Raw genomic sequence first — 17,048 nt, 5'->3', positions numbered from 1 at the left:
GGGCCGCCATCGACCTAGGCTGAGATCATGACCGATACCCCACTGCGCTATCGACTGATCACCGGGCCCGATGACGCTCGCTTCTGCGAACGCATCAGTGGGCTGCTCGAGGAAGGGTACAAGTTGTACGGGTCGCCGGCGGTGACGTTCAACGGGGAGCATGTGGTGGCCGCGCAGGCGGTGGTCTGGGATCCGAACTAGACGTACTTCGCACGCTACGCAGCGAGGGTCGGAGGCAAAAGACCTCGCCTCGATCATTTTTATCGGCCGGTACCGTTGAAATTGCAATGATTGCGAAGATCTGTGAGTACCATCTGCACGGTGCGCAAGATGTATGCGGGTGCCCGACTACGGCGGTTGCGCGAGGAACGAAGGATGACCCAGGCCGCCCTGGCGAAATCCCTGGACCTATCCCCCAGCTACCTCAACCAGCTCGAACGCGATCAGCGGCCGCTCACCATTCCGGTGCTGCTCAAGCTGAACTCGACCTTCGATCTGGACGTGCAGTTCTTCGCCGCCGACTCCGACGCGCGGCTGGTTTCGGATCTGCACGAGGTGCTGGTCGAGGCGGCCGGCGGCACCGCGCCGCCCGCGGCCGAAGTCGAGGATCTGGCCACCCGGCTGCCCGAGGTCGCCAAGACCATCGTGGCCATGCATCGGCGGCTGCGCGCGGCGACCGATCAGCTGGATCTGCTGTCCTCCAAGGTCGCGACCCCGACCGGCGCGCCCGGCGTGCCGATGCCCTACGAGGATGTGCGCGACTTCTTCTACGACCACCACAACCACATCGCCCAGCTGGACCTCGCCGCGGAGCGATTGTTCGAGGAATGTGGACTGTCCATCGGCTCGCTGGATCGCCAACTCGCCCGCGTCGCCGAGGAGAAGGCGGGCGTCACGGTGCTGGTGCGCGGCGACGGCGCTGATCCGAACATCCCCAAGCGGCACTACGAACCCGAAACCCGCACCCTGACCCTGGCCCGGCGGCTGCGTCCCGGCCAGCGCGCCTTCCAGATCGCGACCACGCTCGGCTTCCTGCTCTACGGCCCGCTACTGGACGAGGTACTCGGCGATACGCCGTCGCTGACCGGTGAATCGCGCGGTCTGGCCCGGGTGGGCCTGGCCAATTACTTCGCGGGCGCACTGGTTCTGCCCTACGGCAGATTCCTGCGTTCGGCCGAGGAATTGCGTTACGACATCGACCTTCTGGGCCTGCGCTTCGAGGTCGGTTTCGAAACGGTCTGCCATCGGCTGAGCACCCTGCAGCGACAGGGCCAGCGCGGCGTCCCGTTCTTCTTCGTACGCACCGACCGCGCGGGCAATATCTCCAAACGCCAATCCGCCACGGCCTTCCACTTCTCCCGCGTCGGCGGCAGCTGCCCGCTGTGGGTGGTCCACGACGCCTTCGCCCACCCCGGCCGCATCCTCACCCAGGTCGCCTCCATGCCCGACGGCCGCCGCTACCTGTGGATCGCCCGCACCACCAACCCCGGCGCGCACGGATTCGGCACGGCCAGCAAGGAATTCGCGATCGGCCTCGGCTGCGATATCGAATACGCCGACCGTCTCGTCTATTCCAAGGGCCTGCAACTGGACGACCCCTCCGCCGCCGTCCCCATCGGCGCGGGCTGCAAGGTCTGCGAACGCTCGGCCTGCCCCCAACGCGCCTTCCCCCAGATCGGCCGCCCGCTGGCCATCACCGAAACGACCTCGATCGATCTGCCCTACCCGCGCGCGACCCGCTGACCGACACCACGAACCCGGTGCGCATGCCGCAGACGATCGTGGCCACCACGGCGGCCGTCCGAGCGCTACGCCTTGGCCATCCGGGTAGCGCCGATGGAAGCGGCCACCACACAGGCGATTCCGCCCCACTGTGGCAGATTCAGCGCCTGGTTCAGCACCAGCACGCCCGCCAGCGCGGCGACCGCGGGTTCCAGACTCATGAGCACGCCGAATACGCGGGGCGGAATGCGGCGCAGGGCCTCGAGTTCCACCGAATAGGGCAGAACCGAGGATAAGAGGGCCACGCCGAAGCCCGCGAGCAGAACCGTGGGTTCGAGCAGGGCCGTCCCCGCCCCGGCGATGCCGAAGGGGGCCACGATCAGGCCTCCGAAGGCCATGGCCAGCGCCAATCCGCCACCGCCGCTGGTCGTTTCGCCCAGTTTCGCGCCGAGCAGGATATAGGCCGCCCAGAGCGCCGCGGCGATGAGAGCCAGGACGATGCCGGTCCAGACGACCGGTCCGTCGGCCTGGGTCAGCAGCAGTACGCCGCCGCCCGCCAGCACCGCCCATACCGGATCGATCCAGCGACGCGATCCGGCGAGCGCCACGCCCAGCGGACCGAGAAATTCGATGGTGGCGGCGATTCCGAGTGGGATACGGGCGATCGCCTCGTAGAAGGCGACATTCATCAGCGCCAGCACCGAGCCGTAGGCGAGCACCACCGGCAGCGCGCTGCGCCGGATCCGCAGCGCCGAACGCCAGAACACCAGCAGCACCACACCGGCGAACAGCAGCCGCAGACTCACCACACCGGCCGGGCCGGTGGCCGCGAACAATCGCGTGGCCAGCGCCTGACCCAGCTGCAGGCTGACGATTCCGGCCATGACCAGCGCCGTCGGCGGCACCCCGCCGACGCCCTGACGCAGGGCGGCCCGCGAAAACAGCTGCGGCAGCTCGAACTTCCGTCCCCCGACATCGATCGCTACCACTGACTCACCTTCTCGTGTCACCTCAGGACTTGGCCAGATATTCGATCCGCTCCGTATCGACGGCGGCGCGCATCATCGACGCCAGGCCGGGATGTTTCGTCAGACCGGGATCGGACTCGACCACCTCACGCGCCAATTGCTGTGCCGCCGTGATGACCTCGAGGTCGTCCAACAGTGACAACAATCGCAGACTGCGGGCCGTTCCCGATTGAGCGGATCCGAGTACGTCACCCTCGCGACGCTGGCGCAGATCCAGGACCGACAGTTCGAATCCGTCGAGCGTGCCCGCGACTGCCTCGAGTCGCGCCATGGCCGTACCCATGGGCGAGGTCTCCGTGATCAGCAGACACAGTCCGGGATGCGCACCGCGCCCGACCCGTCCGCGCAGCTGATGCAGCTGGCTCACCCCGAACCGGTCGGCGTCCACGATCACCATCACCGTCGCGTTCGGCACGTCCACACCGACCTCGACGACCGTGGTGCACACCAGCACGTCGATGGCGCCGTCGTTGAATTCCCGCATGACGCGGTCCTTCTCGTCATTGGGCAGCCGCCCGTGCAGCAGGCCCACCCGCAGTTCCGACAGCGGGCCGCTGCGCAGGGTTTCGAAGACGTCGGTCGCGGCGTGGGTGGTCGGGCCCTCCTTCTCCTCGGCGGCCTTCTCCTTCTTCTTTCCCTTGCCCTTCGTATCCTCTTCCTCGTCGCCGATGCGCGAGCACACGACATAGGCCTGCCGCCCGGCCCCGACCTCCTCGCGAATCCGCTCCCAGGCCCGTTCCACCCAGGCGGGTCTCATGCGCGCGGGCACCACCCGGGTGGTGATCGGCGAGCGTCCGCGCGGCAGTTCGGTCAGTGTGGAGGTCTCCAGATCACCGAGTGTGGTCATGGCGATGGTGCGCGGAATCGGCGTGGCGGTCATCACCAGCAGATGCGGGCTGATATCTCCTTTGGCCTTGGCGCGCAAGGCATCTCGCTGTTCGACGCCGAAGCGATGCTGCTCGTCGACGATCACCATGCCCAGGTCGTGGAATTCCACCGCGTCCTGGATCAGCGCGTGGGTGCCGATGACGATGCCCGCCTCCCCGGTCATCGCGTCCAGCAGCGCCGACTTCTTCGCGGCGGTGGACATCGACCCGGTTACCAGCACCACCTTGGTGGCCCGTTCGTCCGCGCCCAGTTCCCCGGCCGTACCCAGATCGCCGAGCATTTTGCGTAGCGACCGGTAGTGCTGGGAGGCAAGTACTTCCGTGGGCGCGAGCAGGGCGCACTGCTGCCCGGCGTCGACCACCTGCAACATGGCGTGCAGCGCGACGATCGTCTTGCCCGAACCGACCTCGCCCTGCAGCAGCCGATGCATCGGATGGCTGCGCGACAGATCGTCGGAGATCTCCGCGATCACCTTCTGCTGTCCGGCGGTCAGCTCGAACGGCAGCCTGGTCTCGAAAGCCGTTGCGATACCGCCGGTTCGGGGCGGGCACGGTCGCGCGGCGCGGCCCTCCACATCGTGGCGGCGTTCGGCGAGCACCAGCTGCAGCGCCAGCGCCTCATCGAAACGCAAACGCTCCCTGGCCTGTTCGATATCGGCCTTGTGCTCGGGCAGATGGATGAGCCGCAGCGCATCGGAGATCGCCATCAGGCCGCGGTCGTCGCGAATATCCTCCGACAGCGGATCGTCGATGGGGTCCAGCTGGTCCAGCACCTGCCGCACACAGGCCAGCAGATCCCAGCTCTGCACCTTGGCCGTCGCCGCGTAGACGGGGATGAACTCGCGCTCGAAGAACGAGACATCCACTCCCTCAGCGCCTTTCGCGCTCTCGGCCAATCCGCGCAGCGAACCCCCGCCGCGCACCGCGGTGAGATTCTCGACCGAGTCGTCGGCCTCGGGCAGGATCAGATACGACGGATGCGACAGATTCCAGCGGTCCGGCCGCCACCAGTGCACCGTGCCCGACATCATCGCCCGAACGCCCTGTTTGACAAGATAATTTACCTTGTCGCCGTTGAAGAAGGTGATCTCCACCGGCCGCGCCGAACCGGTGTCGAGTTCGACCTTGAGCAGTTTGCCGCGCCGCTGCCGCATCGGGCGCAGTTCGGTCTTGGTGACCAGGCCGACCACGGTGATATGCGCGCCCTCCTCGGGCGCTTCCTCGGTCAGCGGCTGGCCCTGTGTGGCGTAGCGCAGCGGATAGTGCCGCAGCAGATCCTCGACGGTCTGCATATCGAACGCATCGGCCAGCGGTTCGGCCGCCTTCACACCCAGCACGTGATCGAGTCGGTCACCCAGTGTCGCCATCTATTCCACCCCGATCTGCACCAGATCCACCGGCTGCCCGCCCTCGTAGGAGACGACCTCCACGCCAGGGAAGGTCGCCGAAATATGTTCGGCCAGTTCGTCGGCCAGGCCGGGTGGGGCGTCTGCGCCGAGTAGCAGCGTGACCAGTTCACCGCCCAGTCCGAGCATGCGATCCAGCAGTGTGCGCGCCGCGCGACCCGGATCCGGATCGATGACCACGACATCGTGACCGACCAGGCCCAGCCCGTCGTTCCGCTCACAGGTTCCGACGATGGTCAGCGCGCGCTCGGTCGCGATGCGCAGCGCGCCCCAGCGGGTACCGGCCGCGGCCTCGGACATGGTGAAGGCATCGTCGACCGCGATCCGGCCGTCGTCGTGCAGCGCGAGCGCCGCCAGACCCTGCACCATCGAGCCGCTCGGCAGCATAAGCACCTCGCGCCGACCGTCGCGCGCGGCCACACTCACCGCGACCAGTTCATGGGCGGGCAGCGCGCCGTTGGGCAGCACCAGGACCTCGCGATGCGGCATCCGTCGAATCGCCTCCAGCAGAACCTCGGCGGTCACCGGCCCGTCGAGCACCACCGCACCGGCGTCCTCGAACAACCGCGCGGCCCCCGCTCCGCTGGCGACGACCAGAATTCCGCGATCGGCCGGGCCTCGCACCGCGAGGGGATTCACCGCCAGCCCCTCGATCCGAATATTGCTCATCGCGCCCGCGACCAGGCCCGCCTCGACGGCCGCTCCGGCATCCGCGCAGTGCACGTGGGTCGAGTACCGGCCTCCGCCGTCGCCGACGACCACTACCGAATCGCCCAGCGCCGCAAGTCCTTCTCGTAGGACGGCGATCCGCTGTTCGTCGGTGTCCGAGAGCAGATACATGACTTCGTATTGGGGAATGTCGAGAGTCGTGCTCTCGGTGGGAAAACGAGCGGGACGGCCCCGATCCGCGGGGCCATCGCGGTACTCGTCGGACTTCTGATACGCCGGACGAGCAGGCACCCGGCCCACGATCACCTCGACCAGGGCATCGAACAACACCAGCAGCCCCCGCGCCCCGGCATCCACCACACCGGCCTCACGCAGCACACCCAATTGAGAAGGGGTATCGACCAGCGCCTTGGCCGCGCCATCGGCCGCGGCCAGGGCGATCTCCGCGAGCGATTCGCCTTCTACGTCGGCGACCCGATCGGCCGCCGCCTCCAGCACGGTCAGCATGGTCCCCTCGACGGGCGTGCTCAACGCCTCGCGGACCAGCACGGCCCCGCGTCGCAACGCGACGGGCAGCATCGGCGCGATCAAGGCGTCGCCATCGACCGCCTCGGCGAATCCGCGCAGCGCCTGCGACAGAATGATGCCCGAATTACCCCGTGCGCCAACGGTTCCCGCCCGCGCCATGGCATCGAGTACGGCCCGCGCCGAACCGGTCTGCCCGCTCGCCGCCGCGACGGCCGCGCGCATGGTGGCCAGTAGATTGGTCCCGGTATCGGAATCGGCGACGGGAAAAACGTTCAGCGCATTGATCTCGTCACGATGCCGCTCGAGTCCGGCCAGACAGAGCTGTCCCCAGCGCGCCATTTCCGCACCGTCGAGCGCCTCCCGGACCCCGGGCACCGTCACCGTCCTTCCACCGCCGCCGCGATCTGCACACACCGTCGATCAGCGTAGTCGCCCCCACCGACAGCCTTCCCCAGGTGGTGATCATCACACCCCCGCCAGCAGCCACACCCATTTGGCTTCGCGGCTCGACAACATTTCTTTCCCGCGGCCGTGCCCGCAACGCTTTGCAACCCCACCAACACGTCCAACCTCCAAACCCCCGCCGCGACGAAGGAGCGGCAGATAAACACAGCGATTGGACATCGATCTAGCGCGGCCGCTACTCTTGCAGGGTTGCCTCCCGCGGCCGTCGCTCGGTCGCGGACGTCGACGGTTCTCGTCGACAGGCATTTGACTACAGGTTTCCGGACAGGCTGTCCCGCGAAGACAGCGGTCCCCACATGACATGAAGGAGCTCGCGACTATGGCTGCCGTCTGCGACGTCTGCGCCAAGGGCCCCGGCTTCGGGAAGTCGGTTTCGCATTCGCACCGGCGCACCAACCGTCGCTGGAACCCGAACATCCAGACCGTCCGTGCGCAGGTCGCGCCGGGCAACACCCGCCGCATGAACGTGTGCACCTCCTGCCTGAAGGCGGGCAAGGTCGTCCGCGGCTGAGACACCGAACCCGAGAACGCCCCGGCGCCCGATGAGGGTGAGCCGGGGCTTTCTCGTCGATGGGGGATCATGATCGAACAGCGCTGGCGCGTAATCCCGCTCACCGCGGAGCACACCCGCGGCCTGGCGCAATGTCATATCGCCTGCTGGCGTGAGGCCTATCGCGACCTCGTCCCCGCTCACACCCTGGCAGCCTTCGAACTCGGCCGGGCCACCGAGACCTGGAACCGCAGGCTCGCGCGCCATCCGAACAATACGGTGATCGCACTGGCCGACGACACGGTCATCGGATTCGCCAGCGGCGGCCCCTCCGGCGGCGAAGCGCCGGTGACCACCCGGGAGCTGAACGCGATCTACGTCCGCGCCACCTGGTACGGCACCGGCGTCGCCCACGATCTGATGCGCGCGGTCCTCGACCCCGAGGCGGACACCTCGCTATGGGTCTTCGAGCAGAATCCGCGCGCCCAGGCCTTCTATCGGAAATACGGCTTCGAACTCGACGGCACTCGAAGGACAGAAGCGTTCACACCGGCCGTCGAGGTCCGCATGATCCGCCGCGTGGAATTCAGTTCGCGCCGTTGAGGCAGTCCAGACCGCCCGCGGCGCTGACGCTCTGGAAGATGCACAGCACCCGCGCGTTCACATTGGACGACAGCGACGCCGAACCGGTCTGCGGGTCGTACAGCGCCAGCACCGGGCCGGCCTGCTGGGTGGCCACCGGCTCCGGCTCCAGCGGAATGGTCGCGGCCTGAGCCACCGCGGGGGCGCCCAGGATGGCCGCTCCGGCAACTGCGGTGACGACGGCGCCACGCACGGACTTCATCTGCATGCACTTGCTCCTGATTCGCTCGAACAACTCACGCCACGGCTACGGCAAACGCCACTCGACCGGGGCGGCACCCAATGTACCGAGCAACTCGTTGGTGCGGGAGAACGGCCTCGATCCGAAGAAACCTCGCGAGGCGGACAGCGGTGAGGGATGGGCGGATTCGAGATAGGGCAGCGAGCCGAGCATCGGCTTGAGCGTCGAGGCGTCGCGGCCCCACAGAATCGCCACCATCGGCTGGTCACGGGCCACAAGGGCGCGAATAGCCTGCTCGGTCACCGCTTCCCAGCCCTTGCCGCGATGGGAGGCCGGCTGTCCGGGCTGCACGGTCAGCACCCTGTTCAACATCAGCACGCCCTGATCCGACCACGGCGACAGATCACCGCACGTGGGTGTCGGATAGCCCAGATCCTTGGAGTATTCGGAGAAGATGTTGTTCAGGCTGCGCGGCACCGGCGAAACGTCCGGGGCCACCGAGAAACTCAGGCCCATGGCGTGACCGGGCGTCGGATAGGGATCCTGGCCCACGATCAGCACCCGAACCTTGTCGAAGGGCCGCTGGAACGCGCGCAGCACGTCCTCGCCCTTCGGAAGATAGCCGCGGCCCGCGTTGTTCTCGGCGCGCAGGAATTCGCCCATCTCCGCGATGCGCTCGGTGACCGGTGCGAGTGCCTCGGCCCAGCCCGTATCGATGATCTCCGACAGTGGTTTTGCGCCCATGGCCGGAAAACATAGCGCGGCCGGATTCACGGCGGTAGTTCACCCACCGCCGGTGAACGACTCCCAGCCGACCAGTCCGGTCCAACCGCGGCCGTCGACGGTCACTCCCGCGCCCGCCCCGACCCGTCCGACGCGCCGCCAACCGTCCGGAAGCTGTTGTCCAGCAGCGAAAGTCGCCGCGAACGCGTGATCCTCACCGCCGGTGAGCGCCCAGGCCAGCGGATCGGCGTCCACCAGCTTCGCGGCGTGGTCGAGGGTTTCGTCGCGCACCGAGCCCGTGTCGAGATCGATGGCGACACCGGACGATTCGGCGATATGCCCGATATCGGCGAGTAGCCCGTCGGAGACGTCGGTCATGGCGGTCACGGCCGTACCCCGGGGCAGATCCAGCACCGCCTCGTAGGGCGGGCAGGGAAGCCGATGCGCGGCAACGAGTTCGGGGCAGGACTCGCAATCGAGTCCGGCCGACAGGATCGCCAGCCCGGCAGCAGACCAGCCGAGCCGCCCGGCGACCGCGACGATATCGCCGGGTCGCGCACCCGATCGCAGCACCGGTGGCCGCCCGGCCGGATCACCGAACGCGGTCACCGAGATCACCAGCAGCGGAGCGCTGACCACATCGCCGCCCGCGATCGAACCGCCCGCGCGCCCGGCCTCGGCCCACAGTCCCTCGACCAGTCCGTCGATGAATTCGACCGTCGTATCGGCGGGGCAGCCCAGGGAGACCAGGAAGGCGCTGGGCGCGGAACCCATCGCCACGACATCGGCGGCGTTCTGCGCGATGGCCTTCGCGCCGATCTCGCGCGGACTCGACCAGTCCAGCCGGAAGTGACGATCCTGGATCAACATGTCGGCGCTGACCACATAGCGTCCGGCGGGCGCCGCGATCACCGCCGCGTCGTCGCCGGGACCCAGCACCACATCCGGCGCCTGAGCGCGCCCGGCGTTCATGCGCGCGATCAACCCGAACTCCCCGAGTTCGCGCACGGTCCGCGGACTGTCGGCGGTGATGACCGTCTCCTTCCGTGAGCGGCTGTGGACCTGTCGACGCTACCGTGGCCCCCGATCCGGACAGAACCGCCCTCGTCGCTAGGCTCGATGCGCGATTTCCGACGACAACGACTGGAGACGAATCCCCGGATGAGCAAGGAAGCGGAGCGACCCGACGCGACTACGGCGGACGACCACACCGACGATACGACCGGCTCGTCGGCCGATGTCGGCGAGCCCTCCGAACCCGACGCTCCCGCCGATCGGTACGGCTCGGCCGAATCCGACGGCCCCAAAATGCATCCCGCGCTGATCGCCACCGCCGTCGCCCTCCCGGTCGCCCTGATCGTGGCCGTCCTGGTCATCGCGGTGCTCTCGCGCCAGCACACCACCCGCGAGCCGCTCGCGCTGGGATCGGTGCCCGCGCCCGCCGCGACCGGACAGCCCTGCACCGCGCTGCTACCCGCCCTGCCGGACAAGGTCGGCGACTACACCAGGGCCGAACTCGCCCAACCGGCACCGCCCGCAACCGCGGCGTGGCAGCTGCCCGACGGCGGCGATCCGATCGTGCTGCGCTGCGGGCTGGACCGGCCCCTCGAATTCAACAAGGCGTCCTCGCTGCAGATCGTCAACGGCGTCAACTGGTTCGAGGTCCGCGACCAGACCAGCGGGGTGACCTCCGGTACCTGGTTCGCCGTCGACCGCGGCACCTATATCGCGGTGACCATGCCCAACAGCGCCGGACCCACACCGCTGCAGGACATTTCGAACGCGATCACCAAGACGCTGCCCGCCCAGCCGATCGATCCGGGGCCGGTACCGAACTGACTCAGCGCAGGCCGGTGCCGCGCGACAGGGCCGTCTCGATCAGAGTCGTGACCAGCGTCCGGTTGTCGACGCCCGTGCTCTCCCACATCCGCGGGTACATCGAGATCGAGGTCATACCGGGCATGGTGTTGATCTCGTTGATCACCGGGCCGTCGGGGGTGACGAAGAAGTCGACGCGGCCCAGGCCCTGGCAGTCCAGGGCGCGGAACGCGCGGACCGCCAACTCCCGGATCCGCTCCGCGATATCGTCGTCCAGTTTGGCCGGGATATCGAATTCGCACACGTCGTCGAGATATTTGGTGTCGAAATCGTAGAAGTCCGGCGCGGCCGTCTCGGCCTCGGGCATCCGGATCTCCGCGGGCACACTGGCTTCCACCCGGCCGTCCGGGAATTCCAGTACGCCGCATTCGACCTCGCGGCCGACGATGCCCGCCTCCACGATCACCTTCGGATCATGGTGGCGCGCAACGCCGATGGCCGCGTCGAGATCCTCCCAACGATCCACCTTGGTGATGCCGATGGACGAGCCGCCGCGCGCGGGTTTGACGAAGACCGGCAGGGCCAGCCGCTCGCGATCGGCGGGGCTCACCGTGGCAACACCCGGCCGCAACACGACATGATCGCCGACCGGAAGTCCTTCGGCCACAAGGAGTTTCTTCATGAACTCCTTGTCCATACCGGTCGCGCTGGCCAGTACGCCCGGTCCGACATAGGGCAGTCCGGCCATCTCGAGCAGCCCCTGCATCGTGCCGTCCTCGCCGAAAGCGCCGTGCAGCACCGAGAATACGACATCGACCGCGCCCGGGCCTGCGGCCGAGCCGTCGAGCGGGAGCAGGCTGCCGGAATGGGCGAGCACCAGTTCGGTATCACCGCCGTCCACCGACGGCAGGGCCCGGTCGGCGATGGCCAGGGCGCGAGTATCGGATCCGGCCTGCACCCAGGCGCCCTCGCGGGTGATGCCGACCGGCACCGGCTCGAATCGTTCGGGGTCGAGGCTGCGTAGCACGAAGCCGGCCGAGACACACGACACGGCATGTTCGTTGCTCCGCCCGCCGAAGACGACCGCGACCCTGATCCGATTACTCATAGTGCGAACCGTACCCAAACCGGCCCGCAACCATTCATTCCGGCTTCATCCGCCGCCCGAGCAGCTGTCCCACCGCATCCGAGACCGACAGACCCTCATGGCACACCTGATGGACGGCCGTGGTCAGCGGCACTTCCACCCCGTGGCGTTCGGCCAGCGCGCGGATCGAGGTGCACGACTTCACGCCCTCGGCGACCTGACCGTGGGTGGCCTGCTGCGCGGCGTCCATCGAACCGCCCGCACCGAGCACATGTCCGAAGGACCGGTTGCGCGACAGCGGCGAGGTGCAGGTGGCGACCAGATCGCCCACGCCCGCGAGTCCGGCCAGCGTCACCGGATTGGCGCCCAGCGCCACCCCCAGCCGCATGATCTCGGCCAGCCCGCGGGTGATCAGGCTCGCGATCGAGTTGTCGCCCAGTCCCATTCCCGCCGCGATCCCGCAGGCCAGCGCGATCACGTTCTTACACGCCCCGCCCAGCTCGCAGCCGACGACATCGGTATTGGTGTAGGGCCGGAAGTAGCCGGTGCCGCAGGCGTGCTGCACGGCCTCGGCCCGTTCGGGATCCGCGCAGGCCACCACCGAGGCCGCGGGCTGTTCATCGGCGATCTCACGCGCCAGATTCGGTCCCGACAGCACCGCGATCCGGCCCGGATCGGCCCCGGTGACCTCGTGGATCACCTGACTCATCCGCAGCAGCGTCCCGGTCTCGATGCCCTTGGCCAGGCTCAACAGCGTGGCGTCGGCGGGCACATCGTTCTTCCACGCCGCGAGATTGACCCGCAGCGACTGCGACGGGACGGCCAGCACGACGATATCCGCGCCATCGAGGGCCACCCGATGATCGTCGGTGGCCGCGATGCCCGGCAGCGCCACATCGGTCAGATAGGAGGGATTGCGATGCTCCGAGGCCAGGGCCTTGGCCACCTCCGCGCGCCGAGCCCACATCGTCACGGAGGTCCCCGCGTCGTTCAACACCTTCGCGAACGCGGTGCCCCACGAACCCGCACCCATCACAGCCGCCCTAGTCATGACGCCAATATGCCATCCCGACGGACACAGCCGCGCCGAGTCGCTAAGACGCCAATATGCCATCCCGACGGACACAGCCGCGCCGAGTCGCTAAGACGCCAATACGCCATCCCGACGGACACAGCCGCGCCGAGTCGCTAAGACGCCGATACGCCACCCCGACGGACACAACCGCGCCGAGACACCACCACGCCGATTTCCCCCCAGCGATCTTCCCCTGACCCGGCACAACGACAACCGCTCGGCCCGGCGTGCGAATATTGGGCCATGCGTCCGGATGCCGTCCACGCCGTGATCGCGGTGAAGAACCTCGACAGTGCCAAGAGCCGCCTCGCCGACCGGTTGTCCCCGGCCGAGCGCTCGCGGCTGGTACTGGCAATGCTCTCGGATACCGTTACCGCCGCCACGATCGCCGGACTCGGCTCGGTGACCGTGGTGACCCCCGATGCCGACGTGGCCGCCGCCGTCCGCGCGCTGGGCGCGCACGCGCATCCGGATCCCGCGGCGGCCGACGACGGACTCAACGCCGCCCTGACCGATGCGGCCGCCGCCGTGCGCCGCACCCGCGGACCGGTGGAACTGCTTGCGCTGCAAGCGGATCTGCCCGCCCTGCGCGGCGACGAGCTGCACGACATGTTGACCACCGCGCCGTCGACCGGCCGTTCGGTAGTCGCCGACCATACCGGCCACGGCACCGCCGCCCTGCTGGTGCGCGACGGAATCGCCCCGCTGGCACCGCTTTTCGGCCCGAATTCCGCACGCCGTCACATCGATTCCGGCGCAAAGGATCTCGCCGGTGAGTGGCCCGGCCTGCGCCTGGACGTCGATACCGCCGCCGATCTGACCGCCGCCGCCGCGCTCGGCGTCGGCCCGGCCACCGCGGCGCTTCTCGAAGACATCGGTTGGCCGCACCCTGTTCACACGGATCTCACGCGGAGGTGCACGGCCGGGTCACATGTGTGCTAGATGATCGCCCGACCGGCGATAGGTTGTCGATCGGCGGTGTCACGCGTGGCGCCGCCCGACAGGTAAGGAATGATCGTGAGCGTGAGCGAGCTTGCGAGTGAACCGACGATACAGCGCGCTTCGCGCACGACGGCGACGAGCGCCAGCGAGGAGACGGCGTGAGCGAAACGGATGTCCAGCAACCTCGACTACCGGCAGCGCCGCCCGCGGCTACCCCGCCGCGCACCGCCACCGCGGCGGCTCAGTTGCCACAAGATCGCTATCTCAACCGCGAGCTGAGCTGGCTGGACTTCAACGCCCGGGTGCTCGCCCTGGCCGAGGACACCTCCGAACCCCTGCTCGAGCGGGCGAAATTCCTCGCCATCTTCGCCTCGAATCTGGACGAGTTCTATATGGTCCGCGTCGCCGGGCTCAAGCGCCGCGCCGACGCCGGGCTCGCGGTCCGTTCCGCGGACGGTCTGACCCCCACCGAACAGCTGGGCCTGATCGCCAAGCGCACCCAGGACCTCGCGGTTCGCCACGCCCGGGTCTTCCTCGATCAGGTGCTCCCGGCGCTGGCCGAGGAGAGCATCGCGATCATCGGCTGGGCCGATCTCGACGACGATGAGCGCCAGCGCTTCTCTCGGTATTTCCAGGACCAGGTCTTCCCGGTGCTCACACCGCTGGCCGTCGATCCGGCCCACCCCTTCCCCTACATCAGCGGCCTGAGCCTGAATCTGGCCGTGACGGTGAAGGACTGCGAGACCGGCGGCGAACACTTCGCCCGCGTAAAGGTCCCCGACAACGTCAACCGCTTCGTAACAGTGACGGCCAAGGAGGGACGCGATCCCGACGCCCCGGTCCGTCCGGCGGTGGCCTTCCTGCCGATGGAGGATTTGATCGCGGCCCACCTCGATCAGCTGTTCCCCGGGATGGAGGTGGTCGAGCACCATTCGTTCCGGATCACCCGCAATGCCGACTTCGAGGTCGACGAGGATCGCGACGAGGATCTGCTGCAGGCGCTCGAGCGCGAGCTGGCGCGGCGGCGCTTCGGTTCGCCGGTGCGCCTCGAGGTCTCCGACGATATGACCGAGCACATGCTCGAGCTGCTGCTGCGCGAGCTCGACGTGGACCCGGCCGATGTGATCCAGGTGCCGGGTCTGCTGGATCTGTCGTGTCTGTGGCAGGTGTACGGCGTGGACCGGCCCGCCCTCAAGGACGCACCCTACGTCCCGGCCACCCCGCCCGCCTTCGGCGAAAGGGAAACGCCGCGAAACGTTTTCGCCGCCCTGCGCGAGAGCGATGTGCTGGTGCACCATCCCTACGACTCGTTCTCCACCAGCGTGCAGCGGTTCATCGAACAGGCCGCCGCCGACCCGCAGGTGCTGGCGATCAAGCAGACCCTCTATCGCACCTCCGGCGACTCCCCCATCGTCAACGCCCTGATCGACGCCGCCGAGGCCGGCAAACAGGTCGTGGCTCTGGTGGAGATCAAGGCCCGCTTCGACGAGCAGGCCAATATCAAGTGGGCGCGGCAGCTGGAACAGGCGGGCGTGCACGTGGTCTACGGCCTGATCGGGCTCAAGACGCACTGCAAGACGTGTTTGGTGGTGCGGCGCGAGGGTTCCACCATTCGCCGCTACTGCCACATCGGCACCGGCAATTACAACCCCAAGACCGCCCGACTCTACGAGGATGTCGGATTGCTCACCGCCGCACCGGAAATCGGCGCGGATCTGACCGACCTGTTCAACTCGCTGACCGGGTACTCCCGAAAGGCCAACTACCGCAACCTGTTGGTCGCGCCGAGCAGTGTGCGCGCGGGCATCATCGAGCGGATCCGCCGCGAGACCGAACTCGCCGACCAGGGGCTGCCCGGCCGGATCCGGTTGAAGTGCAACGCGATCGTCGACGAGCAGATCATCGACGCGCTGTATCGCGCCTCCCAGGCCGGCGTGCCGGTGGAGATCGTGGTGCGTGGTATCTGCGCGCTGCGGCCGGGAGTGCCGGGGATGAGCGACAACATCCAGGTGCGTTCGATTCTCGGCCGATTCCTGGAGCATTCGCGCGTCCTGCACTTCCAGGCGCAGGACGAGTTCTGGATCGGCAGCGCGGATATGATGCACCGCAATCTGGACCGGCGCGTGGAGGTCATGGCACAGGTGAAGGATCCGAAGCTGTGCGAGCAGCTGGCCACGGTATTCGACTCCGCCCTGAATCCTTCGACCCGCTGCTGGGTACTACAACCGGATGGAAGCTGGTTGGCCGAGCCCGATCCCGACGGTGACGGGCCGGTGGACCAGGTGCGCGATCATCAGGAGTTCCTCATGCGGCTGCGGCGGCCGGATCAGCAGTGAATCATTCGGTGGCATCGGATTCCGATGACATCGGAATCTCGGACCCGCGCGTGACCGCCAACATCTTGGCGGCCGGCGCCGTGGTGTGGCGGTGGTCCGCCGACGGCGCGATCGAGATCGCCGTGGTGCATCGGCAGAAGTACGACGACTGGTCGCTGCCCAAGGGCAAGCTCGATCCCGGTGAGACGCCGATGGTCGCGGCCGTGCGCGAGGTGGCCGAGGAGACGGGTCTGCGCTGTCGAATCGGGCGCTATCTCGGCCATGTGACCTATCCGGTGACCGGACATCGGAAGTTGAAGCGGGTCGACTACTGGGCCGCCGCGGTGCTCGACGGCGAGTTCGAGGTCAATTCCGAAGTGGATGCGCTGCAGTGGCATCGCGTCGACCAGGTGATGGATCGGCTGTCCTATCCGATGGACCGGCGCATCGTCCGCAGCTTCCTGCGCCTGCCGCCCGATACGACCACCCTGCTGGTGGTCCGCCACGCGAAGGCAGGTCGTCGCGGCCGCTTCGCCGGACCCGATGAGGAACGGCCGCTGGAGAAGTCCGGCATCGAGCAGGCCCTGCTGCTGGTTCCGAATCTGCTCGCCTTCGGCGCGACCGAGATCCACTCGGCCCCGCCGGTGCGTTGCATGGACACCGTGCGCCCACTCGCCGACGAGTTGGGCGTGGATATCGTTCCAGAACCCCTTCTTTCCGAAAAGGGTTATGCCGCAGCGCCTCAGGAGGCCCTGTCCCGCGTACGCACACTGGCGTCTCCCGACACGGTGCGCGTTATCTGTAGCCAGGGCAAGGTGATTCCGTACCTACTGGGCGAATGGGCCGAAATCGACGGCGTCACACTGCCTCCCGCCCGCAACCGCAAGGGCAGCGCCTGGGTTCTCTCCATAGCCGACGGCCGCCTGGTGGCCGCCGACCATCTCGACAAGGCGCTACGGCCACGTTGAGGCTCGGGGACGTTCACAGGATCACCGCGCGTGACCCGATCATCGCTCTGACGTCGAGAAATGCCGCGGCCCTGGGCATTACGGGTGCGGCCCGGAGCTTTA

General features: G+C 67.9%; 16 protein-coding genes. 8 read left to right on the top strand and 8 right to left on the bottom strand.

Going from position 1 to position 17,048, the window contains the following annotated elements:
* Positions 1–27 precede the first annotated feature (27 nt).
* Together NP4_RS39610 and NP4_RS03900 are read left to right on the top strand one after the other, a co-directional pair.
* Positions 28–201, top strand: coding sequence for a DUF1737 domain-containing protein (locus NP4_RS39610; RefSeq protein ID WP_082875488.1), 174 nt, complete (start codon positions 28–30; stop codon positions 199–201).
* Positions 202–321: 120 nt separating this feature from the next.
* Positions 322–1,743: a short-chain fatty acyl-CoA regulator family protein gene (locus NP4_RS03900; RefSeq protein ID WP_082875513.1), complete on the top strand. Its 1,422-nt coding sequence runs from the start codon at positions 322–324 to the stop codon at positions 1,741–1,743.
* Positions 1,744–1,808: 65 nt separating this feature from the next.
* Here NP4_RS03900 and NP4_RS03895 read toward each other — a convergent pair whose 3' ends face one another.
* Genes NP4_RS03895 through fakA form a run of 3 tightly spaced genes read right to left on the bottom strand, consistent with a single transcriptional unit; the run spans position 1,809 to position 6,579 of the window.
* Positions 1,809–2,711, bottom strand: coding sequence for an EamA family transporter (locus tag NP4_RS03895; protein ID WP_067992119.1), 903 nt, complete (start codon positions 2,709–2,711; stop codon positions 1,809–1,811).
* Between the two features lie 22 nt (positions 2,712–2,733).
* Positions 2,734–5,004, bottom strand: a complete 2,271-nt coding sequence (gene recG / locus NP4_RS03890) for an ATP-dependent DNA helicase RecG (protein ID WP_067991759.1) — start codon at positions 5,002–5,004, stop codon at positions 2,734–2,736.
* On the bottom strand, positions 5,005–6,579 hold the full coding sequence (gene fakA, locus NP4_RS03885) for a DAK2 domain-containing protein (RefSeq protein WP_067992116.1): 1,575 nt from the start codon (positions 6,577–6,579) through the stop codon (positions 5,005–5,007). It abuts the gene before it with no gap.
* A 445-nt stretch (positions 6,580–7,024) separates the two neighbouring features.
* Here fakA and rpmB point away from each other — a divergent pair, with 445 nt between their 5' ends.
* Together rpmB and NP4_RS03875 are read left to right on the top strand one after the other, a co-directional pair.
* Positions 7,025–7,216, top strand: coding sequence for a 50S ribosomal protein L28 (rpmB, locus tag NP4_RS03880; RefSeq protein WP_011210730.1), 192 nt, complete (start codon positions 7,025–7,027; stop codon positions 7,214–7,216).
* A 69-nt stretch (positions 7,217–7,285) separates the two neighbouring features.
* A complete protein-coding gene (locus tag NP4_RS03875) occupies positions 7,286–7,798 on the top strand; it encodes a GNAT family N-acetyltransferase (RefSeq protein ID WP_067991756.1) in 513 nt (170 codons plus the stop codon).
* On the opposite strand, the gene NP4_RS03870 is transcribed toward NP4_RS03875, so the two are convergent.
* The 3 genes from NP4_RS03870 to NP4_RS03860 are packed head-to-tail and all read right to left on the bottom strand — an operon-like array spanning position 7,782 to position 9,773.
* Positions 7,782–8,045: a hypothetical protein gene (locus tag NP4_RS03870; RefSeq protein WP_062506825.1), complete on the bottom strand. Its 264-nt coding sequence runs from the start codon at positions 8,043–8,045 to the stop codon at positions 7,782–7,784. The two genes, NP4_RS03875 and NP4_RS03870, sit on opposite strands and share 17 nt — an antisense overlap.
* A gap of 39 nt (positions 8,046–8,084) precedes the next feature.
* Positions 8,085–8,762, bottom strand: coding sequence for a uracil-DNA glycosylase (locus NP4_RS03865; protein ID WP_067991752.1), 678 nt, complete (start codon positions 8,760–8,762; stop codon positions 8,085–8,087).
* Between the two features lie 39 nt (positions 8,763–8,801).
* Entirely contained in the window at positions 8,802–9,773 is a 972-nt protein-coding gene (locus tag NP4_RS03860; protein ID WP_255285377.1) for a thiamine-phosphate kinase, read from the bottom strand.
* Between the two features lie 129 nt (positions 9,774–9,902).
* Here NP4_RS03860 and NP4_RS03855 point away from each other — a divergent pair, with 129 nt between their 5' ends.
* Positions 9,903–10,580, top strand: coding sequence for a DUF3515 domain-containing protein (locus NP4_RS03855; protein WP_067991745.1), 678 nt, complete (start codon positions 9,903–9,905; stop codon positions 10,578–10,580).
* Between the two features lies 1 nt (position 10,581).
* Here the strand turns inward: NP4_RS03855 and NP4_RS03850 are convergent, their stop codons facing one another.
* The gene (locus NP4_RS03850; RefSeq protein WP_067991743.1) at positions 10,582–11,667 is read right to left on the bottom strand and encodes a D-alanine--D-alanine ligase family protein; all 1,086 of its coding nucleotides are present in this window, start codon (positions 11,665–11,667) and stop codon (positions 10,582–10,584) included.
* A gap of 34 nt (positions 11,668–11,701) precedes the next feature.
* On the bottom strand, positions 11,702–12,697 hold the full coding sequence (locus NP4_RS03845) for an NAD(P)H-dependent glycerol-3-phosphate dehydrogenase (protein WP_067991740.1): 996 nt from the start codon (positions 12,695–12,697) through the stop codon (positions 11,702–11,704).
* A gap of 267 nt (positions 12,698–12,964) precedes the next feature.
* Between NP4_RS03845 and cofC the strand changes: the two genes are divergently transcribed.
* From cofC to NP4_RS03830, 3 genes are all read left to right on the top strand, one after another.
* Positions 12,965–13,663, top strand: a complete 699-nt coding sequence (cofC, locus tag NP4_RS03840) for a 2-phospho-L-lactate guanylyltransferase (RefSeq protein WP_067991739.1) — start codon at positions 12,965–12,967, stop codon at positions 13,661–13,663.
* Between the two features lie 158 nt (positions 13,664–13,821).
* On the top strand, positions 13,822–15,999 hold the full coding sequence (locus tag NP4_RS03835) for an RNA degradosome polyphosphate kinase (RefSeq protein ID WP_067991736.1): 2,178 nt from the start codon (positions 13,822–13,824) through the stop codon (positions 15,997–15,999).
* A gap of 50 nt (positions 16,000–16,049) precedes the next feature.
* Complete coding sequence (locus NP4_RS03830; RefSeq protein ID WP_245996973.1) at positions 16,050–16,946, top strand: NUDIX hydrolase; 897 nt, start codon at positions 16,050–16,052, stop codon at positions 16,944–16,946.
* Positions 16,947–17,048: the final 102 nt, after the last annotated feature.

The organism is Nocardia pseudobrasiliensis NBRC 108224 (assembly GCF_001613105.1).
Lineage (GTDB): Bacteria > Actinomycetota > Actinomycetes > Mycobacteriales > Mycobacteriaceae > Nocardia > Nocardia pseudobrasiliensis.
The sequence above is the reverse complement of the archived record's forward strand: the minus strand, read 5'-3'. Positions and strand labels throughout refer to the sequence as shown.

Coding starts and splice junctions, on each gene's coding strand:
- fakA (WP_067992116.1), bottom strand. CDS start 6,579: ATGGCGCGCTGGGGACAGCTCTGTCTGGCCGGACTCGAGCGGCATCGT.
- NP4_RS03865 (WP_067991752.1), bottom strand. CDS start 8,762: ATGGGCGCAAAACCACTGTCGGAGATCATCGATACGGGCTGGGCCGAG.
- NP4_RS03875 (WP_067991756.1), top strand. CDS start 7,286: ATGATCGAACAGCGCTGGCGCGTAATCCCGCTCACCGCGGAGCACACC.
- NP4_RS03870 (WP_062506825.1), bottom strand. CDS start 8,045: ATGCAGATGAAGTCCGTGCGTGGCGCCGTCGTCACCGCAGTTGCCGGA.
- NP4_RS03855 (WP_067991745.1), top strand. CDS start 9,903: ATGAGCAAGGAAGCGGAGCGACCCGACGCGACTACGGCGGACGACCAC.
- NP4_RS03845 (WP_067991740.1), bottom strand. CDS start 12,697: ATGACTAGGGCGGCTGTGATGGGTGCGGGTTCGTGGGGCACCGCGTTC.
- NP4_RS39610 (WP_082875488.1), top strand. CDS start 28: ATGACCGATACCCCACTGCGCTATCGACTGATCACCGGGCCCGATGAC.
- NP4_RS03850 (WP_067991743.1), bottom strand. CDS start 11,667: ATGAGTAATCGGATCAGGGTCGCGGTCGTCTTCGGCGGGCGGAGCAAC.
- cofC (WP_067991739.1), top strand. CDS start 12,965: ATGCGTCCGGATGCCGTCCACGCCGTGATCGCGGTGAAGAACCTCGAC.
- rpmB (WP_011210730.1), top strand. CDS start 7,025: ATGGCTGCCGTCTGCGACGTCTGCGCCAAGGGCCCCGGCTTCGGGAAG.
- recG (WP_067991759.1), bottom strand. CDS start 5,004: ATGGCGACACTGGGTGACCGACTCGATCACGTGCTGGGTGTGAAGGCG.